Here is a 19,988-nt window from a genome sequence, read left to right as displayed (position 1 = left end):
CCGCAGTGCAGCGGCAGGGCGCATGAACGAAGACCGCGGCCCGCGCGGCGGGCGGGGCCATCGACGCGCGTCGTCGCTAACGCTCTTTGCGCAGGAACAGGCGCGACAGCGTCTGCGCCGTCTGTTCGCGCGAGGCGGCATCGCCCGCGTGCAGCTCGGCCATGGCGCCATGCATCATCTTCTGCGTGAGGCCGCGAGACATGGCTTCGAGCACGGCCTCGACCGATTCGCCCTTGGCCAGCAGCTTGCGCGCGCGGGCCATTTCGGTGGCGCGCCATTCGTCGGCCTGCGCGTTGAGCTGCTGGATCAGCGGCACGGTGCCGCGCTGGCCCAGCCAGTGCATGAAGCTCTGCACGCCGGCGTCGATGATGACCTCGGCCTGCGCCACGGCGGCCTGGCGGTTGGCTTGGCCCTGCTGCACCACCTGGGCGAGGTCGTCCACGGTGTACAGGTAGATGTCCTCAAGCGCCTTCACTTCGGGCTCGATGTCGCGCGGTACGGCCAGGTCGACCATGAACATCGGGCGGTGCTTGCGCGCCTTGAGCGCGCGCTCCACGGCGCCCAGGCCGATGATCGGCAGCGTGCTCGCGGTGCAGCTGATGACGATGTCGAATTCGGCCAGCCGCGCCGGCAGGTCGGCCAGCCGCATGGCTTCGCCGCCGAAGCGCGAGGCGAGCTTTTCGCCGCGTTCCAGCGTGCGGTTGGCGATGGCGATGGCCTTGGGTTCCTTGGCCGCGAAGTGCGTGGCCGCGAGGTCGATCATTTCGCCCGCGCCGACGAACAGCACGCGGGTCTTGCGCAGGTCTTCGAACAGCTGGCCGGCCAGGCGCACGGCGGCGGCGGCCATGCTGATCGAATGCGCGCCGATCTCGGTCGCGGTGCGCACTTCCTTGGCGACCGCGAACGAGCGCTGGAACAGCTGGTTGAGCGTGCTGCCGAGTGCGCCGGCGGTTTCGGCCGCGCGCACGGCGTCTTTCATCTGGCCGAGGATCTGGGCTTCGCCCAGCACCATGGAGTCGAGCCCGCTGGCCACGCGGAAGGCATGGCGCGCGGCTTCGTCGTCGTGCAGCGTGTAGGCGTGCGAGCGCAGCAGGGCAGGGGCCACGCCGCCGCTCTGGGCCAGCCAGCCGAAGGTGTGGTCGAGCGCGATGTGCTCGGAGGCGCAGTAGATCTCGGTGCGGTTGCAGGTCGAGATGATCGCGGCCTCGACCTGCGGGTGGCTGCTGTTGCCGGCGAAAGAGCTGCGCAGGCTGTGCAGCGTCGGGGCGATCTGGTCGAGCGCGAACGCGAAACGACCGCGCAGATCGAGCGGCGCGGTCGTGTGGTTCAAGCCGAGAGCCCAGACTGACATGTCCATGATTATAAAATCAGCAGCCGGGCGAGGTTTGCCGAGGGGCAAATGGCTTTCCCTATGACAGCCATACGCTTCGCCACATGGCCTCGCGCCCACTCGTGGCCCCCTCATGGACCTGCTGGATCTCTTCAATCACCTGCTTAATTTTGCGGCACCGGCGGCTTTCATCGCCCTGGTGCTCGTGGCGGTCGGGCGCTTCCTCGGCGGCCCGCGCACCGGCATTCCGCGCTGGTGGAAGCAATGGGCGATCACCTTCGGGGCTGGCCTGCTGACCTCGCTGGCCGGGCTGATCCTCACGGGCCGCGACGGTTCGATGGCCACTTATGCCGCGCTGGCGGTGGTCTGCGGCACCGTGCAGTGGCTCGCGATGCGCGGCTGGGGCCGCTGAGCCGGACTGCTCAGTCCAGCCGGCGGGCCATGTAGACCGAGTCCCCGGGGTAGGTCGCCAGCCGGGCCTGTTGCAGGTCGTCGGCCGGCACCGTGGCCGCATAGCCCTGGCGCTCCCAGAACCCGACCGAAGCCTGCACCGACACCAGTGTCGAATGCCGCCAGCCCGCGCGCAACGCGTGGGCCCAGGCGTGGCGCACGAGGCGCGGGCCCAGGCCCAGCCCCGAGGCCTCGGGATGCACCGCCAGGTCGTGCAGGTACAGCGCGTCGGCGTCGGGCGCGACCTCGAAGTCGCCGTGCAGCGGCGTGAGCTTGCCGCGCTGCGAGGGGTAGGCCGCCAGGTAGGCCCGCACGGCGCCGCCGTGCTCGGCCACCCAGCCGGTGTGCGGCGAGGCCGCCAACCGCCGCGCGATGAGCACGCCGTCCTCCACGAACCCCGCGCCGTAGCAGGCGAGCTGGATCGCCAGCACCGCGTCGAGGTCGTCCGCGCGCATGTCGCGCACGAGCAGAAGGGGAGCCGCCGCGTCCATCAGGCCAGCAGCAGCTTGTCGTCGTCCAGCTTCTCGCCGCGCGTCTGCTCGAACATGCGCAGCAGGTCGGGCACGTCCAGGCCCGCGCGCTGGTCGCCGGCCACGTCGAGGATCACCTGGCCCTCGTGCAGCATCACGGTGCGCGTGCCGTAGTCCAGCGCCTGGCGCATGCTGTGCGTGACCATCATCGCGGTGAGCTGGCTGCCTTCGACGATCTTGGCGGTGAGCTCCAGCACGAAGGCCGCGGTCTTCGGGTCGAGCGCGGCCGTGTGCTCATCGAGCAGTAGGATGCGCGAGGGCCGCAGCGAGGCCATCAGCAGGCTCACGGCCTGGCGCTGGCCGCCCGAGAGCAGGCCGATGCGGTCGGCCAGACGGTTTTCCAGGCCCAGCTTCAGGATCGACAGCTTCTCGCGGAACAGTTCGCGCAGGTTGCGGTTGAGCGAGAAGCCGAAGCCCCTGCGCTCGCCGCGCTTCCACGCCAGCGCCATGTTTTCCTCGATGGTCAGCGCCTCGCAGGTGCCGGCCATCGGGTCCTGGAACACGCGGGCCACCATGCCCGAGCGCTGCCAGGCGTTCAGGCGCGTCACGTCCTTGCCGTCGATGTCGATGCGGCCCTTGTCGACCATCAGGTCGCCGCTGATTGCGTTGAGAAAGGTCGACTTGCCCGCGCCGTTCGAGCCGATCACGGTGACGAACTGGCCGGTGGGAATGTCCAGGCTCAGGCCGCGCAGCACGCGGTTCTCGATCGGCGTGCCCGGGTTGAAGGTGATTTCGAGTTGTTGGGCGCGCAGCATCAGTTCTTCCCCTTGAAGAGTCCGCCCAGCTTGCGCTTGTAGGCGGGCACCAGCAGCGCGAACGCCACCAGCACGGCGGTGACCAGGTTCAGGTCCTGCGCCTGCAGGCCCATGAAGTCGGTGTTCAGCGCCATCGCGATGAAGAAGCGGTACAGCAGCGCGCCCAGCACGCAGGCCAGCGTGGTGATGACCATGCTGCGCGCGGGCAGCAGGGTCTCGCCGATGATCACGGCGGCCAGGCCGATCACGATCGTGCCCACGCCCATCGAGATGTCGGCCGTGCCCTGGCTCTGCGCGAACAGCGCACCGGCCAGCGCCACCAGCGCATTGGAGAGCGCCAGGCCCGCCATGGTCTGGAAGTCGGTCGAGATGCCCTGGGCCCGCGCCATGCGCGCGTTGCCGCCGGTGGCGCGCATCGCCAGGCCGGCTTCGGAGGCAAAGAACAGGTCGACGACGATCTTCGCGGCGATCACGATGATCAGCAGCAAGAGCGGCTTGGCCCACTGCTCGGGCATGCCGCCGAAGCTGACCATGCTGAACACGGTGGGTTCGGTGATGAGCGCCACGTTGGGCTTGCCCATCACGCGCAGGTTGATGGAATACAGCGCGATCATCACCAGGATGCTCGCGAGCAGCTGCATGATCTTCAGCTTGACGTTGAGCCAGGCCGTGAGCCAGCCCGAGGCGGCACCGGCCACGCAGGCCACGGCCGTGGCGGCGGCGGGGTTCCAGCCCGCGACGATCAGCGTCGCGGCCACGGCGGCGCCCAGCGGAAAGCTGCCGTCCACCGTGAGGTCGGGAAAGTTGATGATGCGAAACGACATGAAGACGCCCAGCGCGACCAGTCCGAAAATCAGACCGATCTCGATGGCGCCCAGCGAAGCAATGAGGGACATGGGGGCTTCCGGCGGGAGCGCAGTCGGCGGGCCCCGGCGCCCGGCCTGCGCCGGGAGCAGAAGGCCCGCCGGGGCGGCGTTTACTTGGTGCTGACGACCTTCGCCGACTTCAGCAGCGCGTCCGACAGGGTCACGCCCTGCAGCTTGGCCGCGCCGGGGTTCACCACCAGTTCGAAGTTGGTGCTGGTCTGCGAGGCGATGGTGCCGGGCTTTTCGCCCTTGAGGATGCGCACCACGATCTTGCCGGTCTGGCGGCCGATGTCGGTGTAGTTCAGGCCCAGCGCGGCCACGGCGCCGCGCTCGACGGTGGCGGTGTCGGCGGCCACCACGGGCAGCTTGGCCTGCTGGGCCACCTTCACGATGCCTTCGAAGGCCGAGACCACGTTGTTGTCGGTGGGCGTGTAGATCACGTCGGCCTTGCCGACCAGGCTCTGGGCGGCGGTGGGCACGTCGACCGTGCGCGCGGCGGCGGCTTCGACCACCGTCATGCCGGCGGCCGAGGCGGCCTTCTTGAGCGACTCGACGATGGCCACCGAGTTGGCTTCGCCGGGGCTGTAGATCACGCCGACGCGCTTGGCGTTCGGCACGACCTTCTTGATCAGGTCGATGTGCTTTTCGAGCGGCGACAGGTCGGACACGCCGGTCACGTTGGTGCCCGAGGGCTCCCAGTTCTTCACCAGCTTGGCGGCCACCGGGTCGGTGATGGCCGAGTACACGACGGGAATGGTCTTGGTGGCGGCCACGGTCGCCTGCGCCGACGGCGTGGCGATGGCGACGATCACGTCGGGCGCATCGCCCACGTACTTGCGGGCGATCTGGGCGGCGGTGCCCACGTTGCCCTGGGCGCTCTGGTAGGTGAACTTGAGGTTCTTGCCCGCTTCGTAGCCGGCGGCCTTCAGCTCTTCCTTCACGCCGTCGCGCACGGCGTCCAGCGCCGGGTGCTCGACGATGGCGGTCACGGCGACCGACTTGTCGGCGGCCAGGGCCGGTGCGGCGGCGAGCACGCCGAGGGCCAGGGCCACGGCGCTGAAGGGGGTGCGAAGCAAAGCGTTTTTCACGTAAGGGTCTCCGGGTGGGGAAAGGGGTGTGGGTGCGTTCGAAGCCGCCGGCAAGGCACCGGCAAAGCACCAGGGCGCGCAATTCAGCGGCCCGGCGTGGCGCAACGCCGTCCGGGCGCGTCGAAGTCTAGATCGTACTTTGCACAATTAAGGTGCATGAATGCCTCGGGCTTTCCCCGCTTTAGGAAACATAATTGCATCATTGATGCGTATGGGGAGACGAAATTGCAGATCATCGAACTCGACCGGACCGATCGGCGGATTTTGGACCACCTCCAGGCGCACGGCCGCGCGTCCAACCTGGACCTGGCCGAGGTGGCCCAGCTGTCGCCCGCGCAGTGCCTTCGGCGCCACCGGCGGCTCGAGGAATTGGGGCTGATCAGCGGCTACGCCGCGCGGCTCAACGCGCGCCACATCGGGCTGGGGGTGATCGCCTTCATCCACGTCACGATGGCGCGCGGCCACGTCGACGAGCTGCCCAAGTTCCAGGACCTGATCGCCGACATGCGCCAGATCCTGGAGTGCTACTCGGTGACGGGCGACTTCGACTACGTGCTCAAGGTGGTCGCGCGCGACCTGGAGGCGCTGTCCCAGTTCCTGATGCACACGCTGATGCACATGCCGGGCGTGTCGGCGGTGCGCTCCAGCGTGTGCCTGAACGAGATCAAGTGCACGGGGGCGCTGCCGCTCGAATAGAGCGACAACGGCGTCAGGTGCTGGTGGTGCCCGGCAAAGGAGAGGCCGGCGTGGCGGGCGCCGGCGAAGGTTCTGCAGGCAGCACCGGCGCGGGCGCCGCCATCACCAGCGTCGTGGGCGTGGCCAGCGGCAGGTCGGCCTGCTTGAGCGCATCGAGGATCGTGAACAGCAGGTCGCTGCGCACGCCGCCCGCCAGCCGAGGGCTCGGCACGTAAGCGATGGCCTGGAAGATCAGCAGCCCGTTCTCGATGCCTTCGAGCGTGAGCGAGGGCGCCGGTGTTTCCAGCACGCCCTCGTGCGCGCGGCAGGCCTCGAGGATCAGCTCGCGCACGCGCTGCGCGTCGGTGGTCAGAGGCATCGGCAGGCGGATCAGCACGCGGCCCTCGGCGTTGGCCAGCGTCATGTTGCGCACGGTCTTGGTGATGAACTCCGAGTTCGGCACGATCAGCGTCGAGCGGTCGCCCAGCTGGATCTCGGTGGCGCGCACGTTGATGCGCCGCACGTCGCCCTCGGTGGTGCCCAGCACCACCCAGTCGCCCACCTTCACCGGCTGCTCAGCCAGCAGGATCAGCCCCGAGATGAAGTTCTGCACGATGGCCTGCAGGCCGAAGCCGATGCCCACCGACAGCGCGCTCGCCACCCACGCGATGCGCTCGATGCCGATGCCCAGCGCCGACAGCGAGAACGCCACCACCAGGATGCCGCCCACGTAGCCCAGCAGCGTGGTGATCGAACTCTGCATGCCGGGCTCGAACTGCGTGCTCGGCAGGTAGCTGCGCGAGAGCCAGCGCTTGAACACCCGCAGCACGATGAAGCCGATCACCGCCACCGCCACGGCGCTGAGGATCGCGCCCGGCACCAGCTGGAATTCGCCCACCTTCACGCCGGTGCCGAGCTTGCCGCCGCGCTGGAACACCTCGCCCGGGCCCGTGCCCAGCGGCGCGGCCAGCGCCACCAGCATGTAGAAGAACAGCGCCACGCGGCTCAGGCCCGAGAGCACCGTGGCCGCCTGGTCGAGCGTCTGCGGCGCCAAGCCGAAGCTCTTCTGCAGCCGCTGGCCGGAGGCGCTGCGCGAGGACACCACGGCCATGAACAGGTCGTCGGCGAACTTGAACAGCACGTAAAAGGCCGCCGCGACGATGCCGCTCCAGGTGAGCTGCGAGGCCAGGAAGCTTGCCAGCGCCACGTAGCCGAAGGCCACCAGCACCCAGATCGCGATCACCAGCACCACGATCAGCGCCACCAGCACCCCGACCCACATCGGCCGTTCCGGCAGGCCGGCGTCGGGCGCGTCGGCGCGCAGCGCCTTCAGGCGGTACACGACGGTGCCCACCAGCGCGGTGAGCAGCAGCGCCGTCGCCACGTGCGTCGTGACCACGGCGGCAAAGCTGGCGTCGATGAGCGCGTTGATCTCGGCCGGCGTCCACGCCAGCGCGGCCACCAGCGCCACCAGCCACGGCAGCGCCGACAGGCGCTGCGCGGTGAGGTCGGGAATGGCCGGCAGGCGCCACGACGGCCGCCCCGTGGCCAGCAGCCCGCGTCCCAGGCCGATGATGAACGCCATGAAGGTCAGCGTCTGCGCCGCCGATTGCAGCGCCTTGCGCGCCTGCGCGTCCCACATCGCGTGGGCCTTGAGCACTTCGACGACGCCGTGCGCGGCCACGGCGACCAGCAGCACGTGCGTGGCGACGATGGCGATCACCAGCAGCGAGCGGCGCAGCCGCCCGGCCGGCAGCACGCGCGTGGCCAGGCGCGCCAGCCCGCGCTCGGCGGCCCAGACGCCGAGCCAGGCGAGCAGCAGCGCGCCGATGAACGAGGCGATCACCGGCGTGCGGCTTTCGGGCTGCAGCGCCTGATCGAAGCCATCGCCGAGCGCCGCCCCGATCGCCTGCAGCCGTTCGAAGTCGTCGGGCCAGGCCTCGCGCAGGTCGTCCCAGAATTCGCCGCTGAGCGGCGAGGCGGCGCGGCTGGTGAGTTCGGCCTCGAACTGCTGGCGCCGCTGCGACACCACGTCGGTGCCGCGCTGGCGCACGTCGATCGCCAGCAGCTTGGCCAGGCGGATGTCCGCGTCGAGCGCGTTGCGCTCCTTGGTCAGCTGCGCGCGCTGGCGCGTGATGTTGGGGTCTTCGGTGGCGCCGGCGGCGGGCGGGTTGCCGAGTTCGCCGAGGCGCGCGTTCAGGTCGGCCAGCTCGCTGGCGCGGGCGGCGACGAACTTGTCGGCCTGCACGCCGATCTCGTTGATCTGCGCGAGCTGCTTGCGTGCGTCGTCTTCGGCGCCCGGAACGACACTGGCGTTGCCCTTGCCCGAAGGCGCGATGCGGGCGAACTGCGCGCGCAGTTCGGCGATGGTGGGGGGCGGGGCGGCCGCCGCCGCGGTGTTGGCGCTGTTGTTGGGGTTGCCGTTGCCTGCGTTCATGCTGGCGTCCGGCTGCGCGAAGGCGCCGCCGCACGTCAGCAGGGCCCACAGAGCCAGGAGGGCGGGAAGGCGCAGGCCCGCCAGGCGAGAGGTCCGATTCATGGCCGCATCATAGAAGCCGCCATGACGTAAGAACGGGTAAGAAATGCAGCCTCAGCCCGCGGGGCTGAACAGGTCGACCCGGTCGGTGATGATGCCGTCGGTGCCCAGGTCGATGAGGCGCTGCGCGGCCCAGTCGTCGTTCACCGTGTAGCTCAGCGAGCGCAGGCCCGCGCCGTGCACCTGCGCCACGGTGGCGGCGTCCCACAGCGCGTGGTTGCAGACGATGGCCTGACAACCCAGGTTCAGCGCGGTGTCGAGCCAGCCGTTCCAGAGCGTGTCGAGCAGCAGGCCGCGCGGCAGTTCGGGCGCCACGGCCTGCGCGCCCTTCAGCGCATCGACCTGGAACGAGGTGAGCAGCGGCGGCACGGCCGCACCCTGCCACAGGCGCGCGGCTTCGCGCGCCACCACCTCGCCGGTCTCGCGTTCGGTGCCGGGCGTGGGCTTGATCTCGATGTTCAGCAGCAGGTTGTTGGCCCGGCAGTAGCGCGCCAGGTTCTCCAGCGTGGGCAGCGGCTCGCCCGCGAAGGCGCGCGAATGCCAGCCGCCGGCGTCGAGCTGCGACAGCGCGCTCCACGCCTGCTGGCCGCCGATGCCGTGGCCGTTGGTGGTGCGATCGAGCGTGGCGTCGTGCATCAGGAACACCACGCCGTCGGCGCTGAGCTTGGCGTCGCATTCGAACATGCGGTAGCCGTGCGAAGCGCCGAAGCGGAAGGCCGCAAGCGTGTTCTCGGGCGCCAGCTTGCCGGCGCCGCGGTGCGCGACCCAACGGGGGTAGGGCCAGGGGCTGCGTTCGGCCATCGCTCAGTCGGCGCGCTTGCCGGAGCCGGCGTCGAACCAGTGCAGCTTGTCTTCGCGCGCGGCGATCTTCACCGTGTCGCCGGCCACTGGCGGGTGGTCGCCTTCGTCGGTGCGCATGATGATCTGTTCTTCGCCGATGCGGCCGTACACCAGGCGCTCGGCGCCCAGCAGTTCGACCTGCTCGACCTGCACCGTCCAGCCGCTTTCGTCGAGCTTCATGTGCTCGGGGCGGATGCCCAGGATCTGGCCCGGGCGCACGCCCGGCGCGTGCTTGAGCAGGTTCATCGGCGGCGAGCCGATGAAGCTCGCCACGAAGGTGGTGGCGGGCCTGGAATACACCTCTTCGGGCGTGGCGAACTGGTCCATCACGCCGCCGTTCATCACGATGATGCGCTGGGCCAGCGTCATGGCCTCGACCTGGTCGTGCGTGACGAACAGCGAGGTGATGCCGAGCTCGCGGTGCAGCTTCTGGATCTCAAGGCGGGTCTGGGCGCGCAGCTTGGCATCCAGGTTCGACAGCGGTTCGTCGAACAGGAACACCTGCGGCTGGCGCACGATGGCGCGGCCCATGGCCACGCGCTGGCGCTGGCCGCCCGAGAGTTCGCGCGGCTTGCGCTCGAGCAGGTGGCCCAGCTCGAGGATCTTGGCGGCCTTGTCGACGCGCACCTTGATCTCGGCCGTCGGCACCTTCGCGATCTTCAGGCCGTAGGCCATGTTCGCGAACACGCTCATGTGCGGGTACAGCGCGTAGTTCTGGAACACCATGGCGATGTCGCGCTCGGAGGGTTCGAGCTGGTTCACCACCTTGCCGCCGATGCAGATTTCGCCGGCGGAGATTTCCTCCAGGCCCGCGACCATGCGCAGCAGCGTCGACTTGCCGCAGCCCGAAGGGCCGACGATGACGATGAATTCGTGGTCGGCGATCTCGGCGCTCACGCCGTGGATGACCTGGTTGGCTTTCGGCCCGTGGCCGTAGCGCTTGATGACGTTGCGTAGGGAAAGAGCTGCCATTTTTTATTTCTCGGTATCTACAAGGCCCTTGACGAACCATTTCTGCATCAGGATCACCACCAGCGCGGGCGGCAGCATCGCCAGGATGGCGGTGGCCATCACGACGTTCCATTCGTTCTGTCCGTCGCCGCCGGCAATCATTCGCTTGATGCCGACCACCACGGGGTACATGTCTTCGCTCGTGGTCGCCAGCAGCGGCCACAGGTACTGGTTCCAGCCGTAGATGAACTGGATCACGAACAGCGCCGCGATCGAGGTCTTGGACAGCGGCAGCAGCACGTCGAAGAAAAAGCGCATGGGGCTCGCGCCGTCCATGCGCGACGCTTCGGTGAGCTCGTCGGGCACCGTGAGGAAGAACTGGCGGAACAGGAAGGTGGCCGTGGCCGACGCGATCAGCGGCACCGTCAGGCCCGCGTAGGTGTTCAGCATGTTCAGGTCGGACAGCACCTTGTAGGTGGGCAGGATGCGCACCTCCACCGGCAGCATCAGCGTCACGAAGATCGCCCAGAAGCAGATCTTCTTGAACGGGAAGCGGAAGTACACGATGGCGAAGGCCGACAGCAGCGAGATGGTGATCTTGCCGATGGCGATGACCATGGCCGTCACGAAGCTCACCCACATCATGTGCGCCACCGGGGCGTTGGAGCCCGCGCTGCTCTCGCGCCCGAACAGGGCGCCCTTGTAGCTGTCGACGATGTTCGAGCCGGGGGTCAGGGGCATCGGCGCCTGCACGATCTCCTGGGCCGTGTGCGTGGAGGCCACGAACGCCAGGTAGAGCGGGAAGGCGACGATGAACACGCCCAGGATCATGATGACGTGGGCCAGGATGCCCTGCGTGCCGCGTTTCTCAACCATGCTGCGCTCCGCCGAATTCGATTTTTTCTTGTTGCTTCATCAGTACTGCACTTTCTTCTCGACGTAGCGGAACTGGATGACCGTCAGCGCCACCACGATCACCATCAGCACCACCGACTGCGCGGCCGAGCCGCCCAGGTCCAGGCCCTTGAAGCCGTCGTGGTAGACCTTGTAGACCAGGATGGTCGTGTCCTTGCCCGGGCCGCCCTGCGTGGCTGCATCGACGATCGCGAAGGTGTCGAAGAAGGCATACACCACGTTGATCACCAAGAGGAAGAAGGTGGTGGGCGACAGCAGCGGGAACTGCACGGTCCAGAAGCGGCGCCATGGGCGCGCGCCGTCGATGGCCGCGGCCTCGATCAGCGACTTCGGAATCGACTGCAGCCCGGCCAGGAAGAACAGGAAGTTGTAGGAGATCTGCTTCCACACCGAGGCCATCACGATCAGCGTCATGGCGTGGCCCGAGTCGAGCAGGTGGTTCCAGTTGATGCCGATCTTGCCCAGGGCATAGGCCACCACGCCCAGCGAGGGCGAGAACATGAAGACCCACAGCACGGCCGCCACGGCGGGCGCCACGGCGTACGGCAGGATCAGCATGGTCTTGTAGAACATGCCGCCGCGCGCGATGCGGTCGGCGAACACGGCCAGCATCAACGACAGGCTGATGCCGATGCCGGCCACCAGCACCGAGAACAGCGCGGTGGTCTTGAACGACTCGGCATAGGCCGGGTCGTCGAACAGGTGGCGGAAGTTGTCGAACCCGACGAACTCGACCGACGTGCCGAACGCGTCCTGCTGCTGCAGCGACTGCAACAGCGCCTGGCCGGCCGGCCAGAAGAAAAACACGAGGATCACCGCCATCTGCGGTGTCAGCAGCAGCCAGGGCAACCAGCCCGAGCGAAAGAAAACGCGTTTTTCCATGAAGCCCCTACATAAAAAATCCCGCCCGGCGCACCCTGGAAGAAGGGCGTGCGGGGGCGGGCGATATTAGCCGGACACGGAGCCCGGTTCTTCAATCGTTAGCTTTTGTTCGCCTTTTGGAAGCGTTCGAGCTGCTCGTTGCCGCGGGTCACGATCGAATCGAGGGCTTCCTTGGCGGTCTTCTTGCCGCCCCAGACCTGTTCGAGCTCTTCGTCCTCGATGGCGCGGATCTGCACGTAGTTGCCCAGGCGGATGCCGCGGCTCTTGTCGGTGACCTTGCGGATCATCTGCGTCACGGCCACGTCGGTGCCGGGGTTCTGCTTGTAGAAGCCCGATTCCTCGGTGAGCTTGTACGAGGCGGTGGTCACCGGCAGGTAGCCGGTGCGCTTGTGGCTGGCGGACTGCACTTCAGGCGTCGAGATGAAGCTGAAGAACTTGGCCACGCCCTTGTACTCGGCCGGCTTCTTGCCCGACATGACCCACAGGCTGGCGCCACCGATCACGGTGTTCTGCGGTGCGCCCGGCACGTCCGGGTAGTAGGGCAGGGGTGCCAGGCCGTAGGCGAACTTGGCGTTCTTGGCCACGTTGCCGTAGAAGCCCGACGACGTGTTGATCATGGCGCACTCGCCCGACACGAACGAGGCTTCAGGCACGTTGCCGCGGCCCTTGTAGATGAACAGGCCCTGCTTGGACATGCTGGCCAGGTTCTCGATGTGGCGCTGGTGCAGCGGCGAATTCACCTTCAGGCGCGCGTCCAGGCCCTGCAGGCCGTTGGCCTTGCTGGCGAACTCCACGTTGTGCCAGGCCGAGAAGCTCTCGACCTGCGTCCAGTTCTGCCAGGCCGTGGTGAACGGGCACTTGTGGCCGCTGGCCTTGAGCTTGGCGGCGGCGGCCACCACTTCGGGCCAGGTGGCGGGTGCCTTGTCGGTGGGCAGGCCGGCGGCCTTGAAGGCGTCCTTGTTGAAATAGAAGATGGTGGTGGAGCTGTTGAACGGGAAGCTCAGCATCTGGCCGTTGGGGGCGGTGTAGTAACCGGCCACGGCGGGGATGTAGGCGGCCGGGTCGAACTTCTCGCCCGCGTCCTTCATGACCTGGCCGACCGGAATGACGGCGCCCTTGCTGGCCATCATGGTGGCGGTGCCCACTTCGAACACCTGCAGGATGTGCGGCGCGTTGCCCGAGCGGAAGGCCGCGATGGAGGCCGTCATCGATTCGTCGTACGTGCCCTTGAAGGTCGGCACGATCTTGTATTCCTTCTGGCTCTCGTTGAACTGCTTGGCCAGGTCGTTGACCCACTCGTTGTTGACGGCGGTCATGGAATGCCACCACTGGATCTCGGTCTGGGCCTGGGCTGCATTGAACAGCGTGGCGGCCAGCGCCGATGCCAACGCGAGCGTCTTGAATCGCATGAAGACTCCTGAAGGGAAAAAATGGAAAGCGCGAATGCTAGGGCATGTGCGTGACACAGCCGCGTCACATTGGGGCACGGACCGAAGGGTTCCTCCAATCGGGGAAACCCCTTTGGCGTCAAGCCCGGCGCGGGTTGCGGGCCTCATGCTGCGCTGCACCATGCTAGCATCGCCCTCCCTTTTTTGGCCTAGCTTGTCGCCATGGCCGGGGCTTCCTTGAGTACGCCATGAGCAGCAAAACCTCCCTCGACAAAAGCAGGATCAAGTTCCTTTTGCTCGAAGGCATCCACCCCTCGGCCGTGGAGGTGCTGCGCGCCGCCGGCTACACCAACATCGAGTCGCTGCCGGGTGCGCTGCCCGACGCCGAACTCAAGGCCAAGATCGCCGACGTGCACTTCGTGGGCATCCGCTCGCGCACCCAGCTGACGGCCGAGGTGTTCGCTGCCGCCCACAAGCTGGTGGCCGCCGGGTGCTTCTGCATCGGCACCAACCAGGTCGACCTCGAAGCCGCCCGCGAACACGGCGTGGCCGTGTTCAACGCGCCGTATTCCAACACCCGCTCGGTGGCCGAGCTGGTGCTGGCCGAAGCCATCCTGCTGCTGCGCGGCGTGCCCGAGAAAAGCGCCGTGGCGCACCGCGGCGGCTGGCTCAAGTCGGCCGAGAACGCCTTCGAGATCCGCGGCAAGACGCTGGGCATCGTGGGCTACGGCTCCATCGGCGCGCAGCTGTCGGTGCTGGCCGAGGCGCTGGGCATGCACGTGGCCTTCTACGACGTGGTCACCAAGCTGCCGCTGGGCAACGCCCGCCAGGTGCGCGAGCTGCACCAGCTGCTGGGCCAGAGCGACATCGTGACCCTGCACGTGCCCGAGACCCAGGCCACGCAATGGATGATCGGCGCGGCCGAGATCGCCGCCATGAAGCCGGGCGCCATCCTGCTGAACGCCTCGCGCGGCACCGTGGTCGAGATCGAGCCGCTGGCCGAGGCCCTCAAGAGCAAGAAGCTGCTGGGCGCCGCCATCGACGTGTTCCCGGTCGAGCCGCGCACCAACAAGGACGAGTTCCAGTCGCCGCTGCGCGGGCTGGACAACGTGATCCTCACGCCGCACATCGGCGGCTCGACCATGGAGGCGCAGGCCAACATCGGGCTCGAAGTGGCCGAGAAGCTGGTCAAGTACAGCGACAACGGCACCTCGACCTCGTCGGTCAACTTCCCCGAGGTGGCGCTGCCGGCGCACCCCGGCAAGCACCGCCTGCTGCACATCCACCGCAACGTGCCGGGCGTGCTGTCCGAGATCAACAAGATCTTCTCGGACAACAACATCAACATCTCGTCCCAGTTCCTGCAGACCAACGAGAAGATCGGCTACGTCGTGATGGACATCGACGCCGCCTCGTCCGACCTGGCGCTGGAAAAGCTGGCGAAGGTAGGCGGGACGATCCGCAGCCGCGTGCTGTTCTGAGCCCGACGGGGCCCCTGCGGGCCCCGCAATAGGGCCGCGATAGGGAATAGCGGCCGGGCACGGCAAAGCCCCCGGGGCCTGCCCTAAAATCGACCCCCCGGCTACATGGGCGCGCAGCGCCTGGCCAAGGGCCCCACCCGATGAATGCTCCGACCGCGTTGAATACGCTGTTGTCACAGGCCGCAGAGCCTGTACGACTGCGCGAGATCCCCTACAACTACACCAGCTTCTCCGACCGGGAGATCGTGATTCGCCTCCTGGGCGAGCGCGGCTGGGACCTGCTGCAGACCCTGCGCGCCGAGCGCCGCACCGGCCGATCGGCGCGCATGCTCTACGAGGTGCTGGGCGACATCTGGGTGGTGCAGCGCAACCCCTACCTCGTCGACGACCTGCTCGACAACCCGCGCCGCCGCGGCCAGCTGGTCGACGCCCTGCGCCACCGCCTGGGCGAGGTGCAGAAGCGCCGCACCCCCGACAGCGACCTGCCGCGCGACCAGCTGGTGGGCGAGCTCACCGGGCTCGTCAGCCAGGCCGTCGCCGCCTTCGACGACACCTTCCGCGACGTCGCCGCGCTGCGCCGCAAGGCCACCCGCGTGCTGGGCCGGCTCACGGCCAAGGACAACATCAAGTTCGACGGCCTCTCGCGCGTGTCGCACGTGACCGACGCCACCGACTGGCGCGTCGAGTACCCCTTCGTCGTTCTGTGCCCCGACACCGAGGCCGAGATGGCGCTGCTGGTCAAGGGCTGCATCGAGCTGGGCCTGACCATCATTCCGCGCGGCGGCGGCACCGGCTACACCGGCGGCGCGATCCCGCTGACCTGGAAGAGCGTGGTCATCAATACCGAGAAGCTCGAGGCCATGACCGAGGTCGAGCACGTCGCGCTGCCCGGCCTGGCCGCGCCCGTGCCCACCATCTGGACCGAGGCCGGCGTGGTCACGCAGCGCGTGGCCGACGCGGCCGAGCGCGCGGGCTTCGTGTTCGCGGTCGATCCCACCTCCGCCGAGGCCTCGTGCGTCGGCGGCAACGTCGCCATGAACGCCGGCGGCAAGAAGGCCGTGCTGTGGGGCACGGCGCTGGACAACCTCGCCTCGTGGCGCATGGTCACGCCGCAGGCCGAATGGCTTGAAGTCACGCGCGTTGGCCATAACCTGGGCAAGATCCACGACGCCGAGAGCGCCGTGTTCGAACTGCAGTACTACGCCGCCGACGGCAAGACCCCGCTGCGCACCGAGCGCCTCGACATTCCCGGCAAGACCTTCCGCAAGGAAGGCCTGGGCAAGGACGTGACCGACAAGTTCCTCTCGGGCCTGCCGGGCATCCAGAAAGAGGGCTGCGACGGCCTCATCACCAGCTGCCGCTGGGTGGTGCACAAGATGCCGGCGCACACGCGCACCGTGTGCCTCGAATTCTTCGGCAACGCCAAGGATGCGGTGCCCAGCATCGTCGAGATCAAGGACTTCATGTTCGCCGAGCAGAAGCGCTCGGGCGTGCTGCTGGCCGGCCTCGAGCACCTGGACGACCGCTACCTCAAGGCCGTGGGCTACGCCACCAAGTCGAAGAAGCACGGCGGCCTGCCCAAGATGGTGCTGTTCGGCGACATCGCCGGCGACGACGCCGATGCGGTGGCCCGCGTCACCTCGGAAGTGGTGCGCATCGCCAACTCGCGCAGCGGCGAAGGCTTCATCGCCATCAGCCCCGAGGCGCGCAAGAAATTCTGGCTCGACCGCAAGCGCACGGCGGCCATCAGCAAGCACACCAACGCCTTCAAGATCAACGAAGACGTGGTGATCCCGCTGCCGCGCATGGCCGAGTACAGTGACGGCATCGAGCGCATCAACATCGAGCTGTCGCTGCAGAACAAGCTCGCGCTCACCGACGCGCTCGAAGCCTTCCTCACGCGCGGCAACCTGCCGCTGGGCAAGACCGACGACGCGCACGAGATTCCGGCGGCCGAGCTGCTCGAAGACCGCGTGGCGCAGGCCGTGGCGCTGGTGCACGACGTGCGCGCGCTGTGGGCCGGCTGGCTGCAGAACGTCGACGCGCTGTTCCCGCAGCTGCAGGACCACACGCTGCGCGCCAGCTGGAAGACCCAGCTGCGCCAGCCGCTGCAGGAGATTTTTTCGGGCGCCGAGTTCGGGCCGATCCTGGCCGAGTGCACGGCCATCCACAAGCAGGTGCTCAAGGGCCGCGTGTGGGTCGCGCTGCACATGCATGCGGGCGACGGAAACGTGCACACCAACCTGCCCGTCAACAGCGACAACTACGAGATGCTGCAGACCGCGCATGCCGCGGTGGTGCGCATCATGGCGCTGGCACGCAGCCTGGACGGCGTGATCTCGGGCGAGCACGGCATCGGCATCACCAAGCTCGAGTTCCTCACCGACGAAGAGCTGCGCCCCTTCACCGAGTACAAGGCCCGGGTCGACCCCGAGGGCCGCTTCAACAAGGGCAAGCTGCTGCGCGCGCCGGCCGGCCAAGCGCAGACCCTGCACGCCGACCTGACCAACGCCTACACGCCGAGCTTCGGCCTCATGGGGCACGAGTCGCTGATCATGCAGCAGAGCGACATCGGTGCCATCGCCGACAGCGTGAAGGACTGCCTGCGCTGCGGCAAGTGCAAGCCGGTGTGCGCCACCCATGTGCCGCGCGCCAACCTGCTCTACAGCCCGCGCAACAAGATCCTGGCGACCTCGCTGCTGGTCGAGGCCTTCCTCTACGAGGAGCAGACCCGGCGCGGCATCAGCATCAAGCACTGGGAAGAGTTCGAGGACGTGGCCGACCACTGCACCGTGTGCCACAAGTGCCTCACGCCGTGCCCCGTGAAGATCGACTTCGGCGACGTGTCGATGAACATGCGCAACCTGCTGCGCAAGATGGGCCAGAAGAGCTTCCGCCCTGGTAACGCGGCCGCCATGTTCTTCCTGAACGCGACCAACCCGCAGACCATCAAGGCGGTGCGCGCGGGCATGGTGGGCATCGGCTTCAAGGCGCAGCGCATGGCCAACGACCTGCTGCGCGGCCTCGCGAAGAAGCAGACCGGCGCGCCGCCGGCCACGCTGGGGCCTGCGCCCATCAAGGAGCAGGTGATCCACTTCATCAACAAGAAGATGCCGGGCAACCTGCCGAAGAAGACGGCGCGCGCGCTGCTCGACATCGAGGATGCGGACTACGTGCCGATCATCCGTGACCCGAAGACGACCACCTCGGAAACCGAGGCGGTCTTCTACTTCCCGGGCTGCGGGTCGGAGCGGCTGTTCTCGCAGGTGGGCCTGGCCACGCAGGCGATGCTCTGGCATGCGGGCGTGCAGACGGTGTTGCCGCCGGGCTACCTGTGCTGCGGCTACCCGCAGCGCGGCAGCGGCCAGTTCGACAAGGCCGAGAAGATGATCACGGACAACCGCGTGCTCTTCCACCGCGTCGCCAACACGCTCAACTACCTCGACATCAAGACGGTGGTGGTGAGCTGCGGCACCTGCTACGACCAGTTGCAGGGCTACCAGTTCGACAAGATCTTCCCGGGCTGCCGGATCATCGACATCCACGAGTACCTGCTCGAAAAGGGCATCACCCTGGCCGATGCGGGCGGTGGCGGCTACCTGTACCACGACCCCTGCCATTCGCCGATGAAGCAGCAGGACCCGATGAAGACCGTGAAGGCGCTGGTCGGCGACAACGTGCTCAAGAACGACCGCTGCTGCGGCGAGTCGGGCACGCTGGGCGTGTCGCGGCCCGACATCTCGACGCAGATCCGCTTCCGCAAGGAGGAAGAGCTGAAGAAGGGCGAGGCCGCGCTGCGCGAGAGCGGCAATGTTGGCGCGACCGACAACGTGAAGATCCTCACCAGCTGCCCGAGCTGTCTGCAAGGCCTCTCGCGCTACGGCAACGACCTGAACAACGGCCTGCTCGAAGCCGACTACATCGTGGTCGAGATGGCGAACAAGCTGCTCGGCGACGACTGGATGCCGAACTACGTGGCCGCCGCCAACCAGGGCGGCATCGAGCGGGTGCTCGTATGACGGCGGTGGCCGGTTGCCCGCTGTGCGACGCGCCCGGCGGGCGCATCGTGTTCGAAGGCGCGAAGCTGCGTGTCATCCATGCACAGGAAGAAGGCTTTCCGGCCTTCTACCGCGTGGTGTGGCAAGACCATGCGGCGGAGTTCTCCGACCTCGACGCGGCCGACCGCACGCTGTGCATGGAGGCCGTGGTGCGCGTGGAGCAGTGCCTGCGCGACGCGCTGGCGCCCACCAAGCTCAACATCGCCGCGCTCGGCAACATGGTGGCGCACCTGCACTGGCACGTGATCGCGCGCTTCGACTGGGACAGCCATTTCCCCGGCTCGGTCTGGGCCGCCGTGCAGCGGGCCGCGCCGACCGAGCGGCTGGCCGCCGTGCAGGCGCTGCTGCCGCAGGCGGAGGCCGACATGGTCCGCCGGCTGGCGACGCTGGCCTGAGGCCTTCGCTTTTTCTTAGTTGGCCGCGGCGGTGCGCGTCGCGCTGCCTGCCTTGCGGTCCGCGCAGGCCTGTTTGAATTCCGGCGTGGCGCGCGTTTCCTTCGAGAAGCGCTTCGAGGCCACGCTGCCATCCCTGCACACGCGATCGAGCTCGGCCTGCGCGCTCTTGTTGCCCGCATGTGCGGCGTGGGCCAGCAGGCGCACCGCGTGGAAGGGCAGTGCGCCCGAGCTGCCGGGTGACGCGGTTGCTGCAGTGGTCGTCGGCTGCGGTGTTGCTGCAGCCTTGACCGGCTCCGCAGGCAGCGTGCGCGCGGTGCCCGCCGAGGTCGGCATGCGCTCGACGGCGGTGAAGTCGCCGCTCTTGCCAGCGCGCTCGACCATCTGCCGGTAGCTGTCCATCATGAACGACGTGTCCTTGGGCGTGAGCTCCTTCGCGGGCTTGGCAAGGTAGGCCGCGACCTCGGGTGGCAGCGCGGCGTTCACGGTGCTCAGTTCATGCGCGCCGCCGAAGCCGCGCGAGCCGGCCTGGGCGGCATGCGCGGCGTCGTCGCCCAGCGCCATCGCGCCCTTGGCGGCCACGCCGGTTGCACCTTCGGCTGCCACCGCGCCGGCGCCGACCGCCGCGCCCTTGCCCGCGACGCCGGCCGCCTTGCCGGCGGTCGCGGCCTTGCCTGCCGCTTTGCCGATCAGGCCCCAGAAGGCATGGGCCGGTGGGGCGAGGGCGGTGCCCGCGAGCGCGGCGCAGAGGGCGATGGCGGCCCGGTTCGGACGCGACAGGAGGAGGGGAGAGCGTGTGCGTGACGGCATGCGGCAATGCTAAGCGCAGGCGGCCGACACGCTGGCGCGCA

At 68.1% G+C, this 19,988-nt stretch carries 17 protein-coding genes; 5 read left to right on the top strand and 12 right to left on the bottom strand.

Translation table 11 applies throughout. The features are described 5' to 3' along the window. Nucleotides 1–76: 76 nt before the first annotated feature. Nucleotides 77–1,351: a glutamyl-tRNA reductase gene (gene hemA, locus AC07O4_RS18380; RefSeq protein ID WP_492734160.1), complete on the bottom strand. Its 1,275-nt coding sequence runs from the start codon at nucleotides 1,349–1,351 to the stop codon at nucleotides 77–79. Between the two features lie 112 nt (nucleotides 1,352–1,463). On the opposite strand from hemA, the gene AC07O4_RS18375 reads away from it, so the two are divergent. Then, the gene (locus AC07O4_RS18375; protein WP_492734161.1) at nucleotides 1,464–1,742 is read left to right on the top strand and encodes a hypothetical protein; all 279 of its coding nucleotides are present in this window, start codon (nucleotides 1,464–1,466) and stop codon (nucleotides 1,740–1,742) included. Nucleotides 1,743–1,752: 10 nt separating this feature from the next. On the opposite strand, the gene AC07O4_RS18370 is transcribed toward AC07O4_RS18375, so the two are convergent. The 4 genes from AC07O4_RS18370 to AC07O4_RS18355 all read right to left on the bottom strand — a co-directional run bounded on the left by AC07O4_RS18370 (nucleotide 1,753) and on the right by AC07O4_RS18355 (nucleotide 5,019). Then, nucleotides 1,753–2,271 (bottom strand): GNAT family N-acetyltransferase, encoded by a 519-nt coding sequence (locus AC07O4_RS18370; RefSeq protein WP_492734162.1) that lies wholly within the window; start codon nucleotides 2,269–2,271, stop codon nucleotides 1,753–1,755. Beyond that, complete coding sequence (locus tag AC07O4_RS18365; protein ID WP_062474493.1) at nucleotides 2,271–3,065, bottom strand: ABC transporter ATP-binding protein; 795 nt, start codon at nucleotides 3,063–3,065, stop codon at nucleotides 2,271–2,273. Before AC07O4_RS18365 ends, AC07O4_RS18370 begins: the two co-directional genes overlap by 1 nt. Then, nucleotides 3,065–3,961, bottom strand: a complete 897-nt coding sequence (locus AC07O4_RS18360) for an ABC transporter permease (RefSeq protein ID WP_062474491.1) — start codon at nucleotides 3,959–3,961, stop codon at nucleotides 3,065–3,067. The genes AC07O4_RS18365 and AC07O4_RS18360 overlap by 1 nt, the downstream gene beginning before the upstream one ends. An 80-nt stretch (nucleotides 3,962–4,041) precedes the next feature. Further along, nucleotides 4,042–5,019 (bottom strand): ABC transporter substrate-binding protein, encoded by a 978-nt coding sequence (locus tag AC07O4_RS18355; RefSeq protein ID WP_174250233.1) that lies wholly within the window; start codon nucleotides 5,017–5,019, stop codon nucleotides 4,042–4,044. Between the two features lie 225 nt (nucleotides 5,020–5,244). Between AC07O4_RS18355 and AC07O4_RS18350 the strand changes: the two genes are divergently transcribed. Further along, the gene (locus AC07O4_RS18350; RefSeq protein WP_056578260.1) at nucleotides 5,245–5,715 is read left to right on the top strand and encodes an Lrp/AsnC family transcriptional regulator; all 471 of its coding nucleotides are present in this window, start codon (nucleotides 5,245–5,247) and stop codon (nucleotides 5,713–5,715) included. Between the two features lie 13 nt (nucleotides 5,716–5,728). Here the strand turns inward: AC07O4_RS18350 and AC07O4_RS18345 are convergent, their stop codons facing one another. From AC07O4_RS18345 to ugpB, 6 genes are all read right to left on the bottom strand, one after another. Continuing rightward, entirely contained in the window at nucleotides 5,729–8,233 is a 2,505-nt protein-coding gene (locus tag AC07O4_RS18345; protein ID WP_492734163.1) for a DUF3772 domain-containing protein, read from the bottom strand. Nucleotides 8,234–8,284: 51 nt separating this feature from the next. Further along, the gene (ugpQ, locus tag AC07O4_RS18340; RefSeq protein ID WP_492734164.1) at nucleotides 8,285–9,031 is read right to left on the bottom strand and encodes a glycerophosphodiester phosphodiesterase; all 747 of its coding nucleotides are present in this window, start codon (nucleotides 9,029–9,031) and stop codon (nucleotides 8,285–8,287) included. A gap of 3 nt (nucleotides 9,032–9,034) precedes the next feature. Beyond that, nucleotides 9,035–10,042, bottom strand: coding sequence for a sn-glycerol-3-phosphate ABC transporter ATP-binding protein UgpC (gene ugpC / locus AC07O4_RS18335; RefSeq protein ID WP_062474484.1), 1,008 nt, complete (start codon nucleotides 10,040–10,042; stop codon nucleotides 9,035–9,037). A 3-nt stretch (nucleotides 10,043–10,045) separates the two neighbouring features. After that, nucleotides 10,046–10,897: a sn-glycerol-3-phosphate ABC transporter permease UgpE gene (gene ugpE / locus AC07O4_RS18330; RefSeq protein WP_062474482.1), complete on the bottom strand. Its 852-nt coding sequence runs from the start codon at nucleotides 10,895–10,897 to the stop codon at nucleotides 10,046–10,048. A 39-nt stretch (nucleotides 10,898–10,936) separates the two neighbouring features. Beyond that, nucleotides 10,937–11,818, bottom strand: a complete 882-nt coding sequence (gene ugpA / locus AC07O4_RS18325) for a sn-glycerol-3-phosphate ABC transporter permease UgpA (protein ID WP_492734165.1) — start codon at nucleotides 11,816–11,818, stop codon at nucleotides 10,937–10,939. Nucleotides 11,819–11,916: 98 nt separating this feature from the next. Further along, complete coding sequence (gene ugpB / locus AC07O4_RS18320; RefSeq protein ID WP_369644485.1) at nucleotides 11,917–13,227, bottom strand: sn-glycerol-3-phosphate ABC transporter substrate-binding protein UgpB; 1,311 nt, start codon at nucleotides 13,225–13,227, stop codon at nucleotides 11,917–11,919. A gap of 227 nt (nucleotides 13,228–13,454) precedes the next feature. Between ugpB and serA the strand changes: the two genes are divergently transcribed. The 3 genes from serA (at nucleotide 13,455) to AC07O4_RS18305 (ending at nucleotide 19,140) form a co-directional block, all read left to right on the top strand. After that, nucleotides 13,455–14,687: a phosphoglycerate dehydrogenase gene (gene serA / locus AC07O4_RS18315; protein ID WP_070063599.1), complete on the top strand. Its 1,233-nt coding sequence runs from the start codon at nucleotides 13,455–13,457 to the stop codon at nucleotides 14,685–14,687. Between the two features lie 140 nt (nucleotides 14,688–14,827). Then, the gene (locus AC07O4_RS18310; RefSeq protein ID WP_495305286.1) at nucleotides 14,828–18,706 is read left to right on the top strand and encodes a DUF3683 domain-containing protein; all 3,879 of its coding nucleotides are present in this window, start codon (nucleotides 14,828–14,830) and stop codon (nucleotides 18,704–18,706) included. Further along, entirely contained in the window at nucleotides 18,703–19,140 is a 438-nt protein-coding gene (locus AC07O4_RS18305) for an HIT family protein (protein ID WP_492741211.1), read from the top strand. Before AC07O4_RS18310 ends, AC07O4_RS18305 begins: the two co-directional genes overlap by 4 nt. Before the next feature lie 15 nt (nucleotides 19,141–19,155). On the opposite strand, the gene AC07O4_RS18300 is transcribed toward AC07O4_RS18305, so the two are convergent. Beyond that, nucleotides 19,156–19,947: a hypothetical protein gene (locus tag AC07O4_RS18300; protein WP_495305285.1), complete on the bottom strand. Its 792-nt coding sequence runs from the start codon at nucleotides 19,945–19,947 to the stop codon at nucleotides 19,156–19,158. Between the last annotated feature and the right edge of the window lie 41 nt (nucleotides 19,948–19,988).

The sequence above is a fragment of the Variovorax sp. GW821-FHT09D04 genome (assembly GCF_059416405.1).
This window is presented reverse-complemented; position numbering and strand designations above follow the sequence as displayed.

Excerpts from the sequence above, each read along its gene's own strand:
- AC07O4_RS18365 (WP_062474493.1), bottom strand. The coding sequence starts at position 3,065 with ATGCTGCGCGCCCAACAACTCGAAATCACCTTCAACCCGGGCACGCCG.
- AC07O4_RS18310 (WP_495305286.1), top strand. The coding sequence starts at position 14,828 with ATGAATGCTCCGACCGCGTTGAATACGCTGTTGTCACAGGCCGCAGAG.
- AC07O4_RS18300 (WP_495305285.1), bottom strand. The coding sequence starts at position 19,947 with ATGCCGTCACGCACACGCTCTCCCCTCCTCCTGTCGCGTCCGAACCGG.
- AC07O4_RS18345 (WP_492734163.1), bottom strand. The coding sequence starts at position 8,233 with ATGAATCGGACCTCTCGCCTGGCGGGCCTGCGCCTTCCCGCCCTCCTG.
- ugpE (WP_062474482.1), bottom strand. The coding sequence starts at position 10,897 with ATGGTTGAGAAACGCGGCACGCAGGGCATCCTGGCCCACGTCATCATG.
- AC07O4_RS18305 (WP_492741211.1), top strand. The coding sequence starts at position 18,703 with ATGACGGCGGTGGCCGGTTGCCCGCTGTGCGACGCGCCCGGCGGGCGC.
- ugpC (WP_062474484.1), bottom strand. The coding sequence starts at position 10,042 with ATGGCAGCTCTTTCCCTACGCAACGTCATCAAGCGCTACGGCCACGGG.
- ugpB (WP_369644485.1), bottom strand. The coding sequence starts at position 13,227 with ATGCGATTCAAGACGCTCGCGTTGGCATCGGCGCTGGCCGCCACGCTG.
- ugpA (WP_492734165.1), bottom strand. The coding sequence starts at position 11,818 with ATGGAAAAACGCGTTTTCTTTCGCTCGGGCTGGTTGCCCTGGCTGCTG.
- AC07O4_RS18375 (WP_492734161.1), top strand. The coding sequence starts at position 1,464 with ATGGACCTGCTGGATCTCTTCAATCACCTGCTTAATTTTGCGGCACCG.
- AC07O4_RS18370 (WP_492734162.1), bottom strand. The coding sequence starts at position 2,271 with ATGGACGCGGCGGCTCCCCTTCTGCTCGTGCGCGACATGCGCGCGGAC.
- serA (WP_070063599.1), top strand. The coding sequence starts at position 13,455 with ATGAGCAGCAAAACCTCCCTCGACAAAAGCAGGATCAAGTTCCTTTTG.
- AC07O4_RS18360 (WP_062474491.1), bottom strand. The coding sequence starts at position 3,961 with ATGTCCCTCATTGCTTCGCTGGGCGCCATCGAGATCGGTCTGATTTTC.
- ugpQ (WP_492734164.1), bottom strand. The coding sequence starts at position 9,031 with ATGGCCGAACGCAGCCCCTGGCCCTACCCCCGTTGGGTCGCGCACCGC.
- hemA (WP_492734160.1), bottom strand. The coding sequence starts at position 1,351 with ATGTCAGTCTGGGCTCTCGGCTTGAACCACACGACCGCGCCGCTCGAT.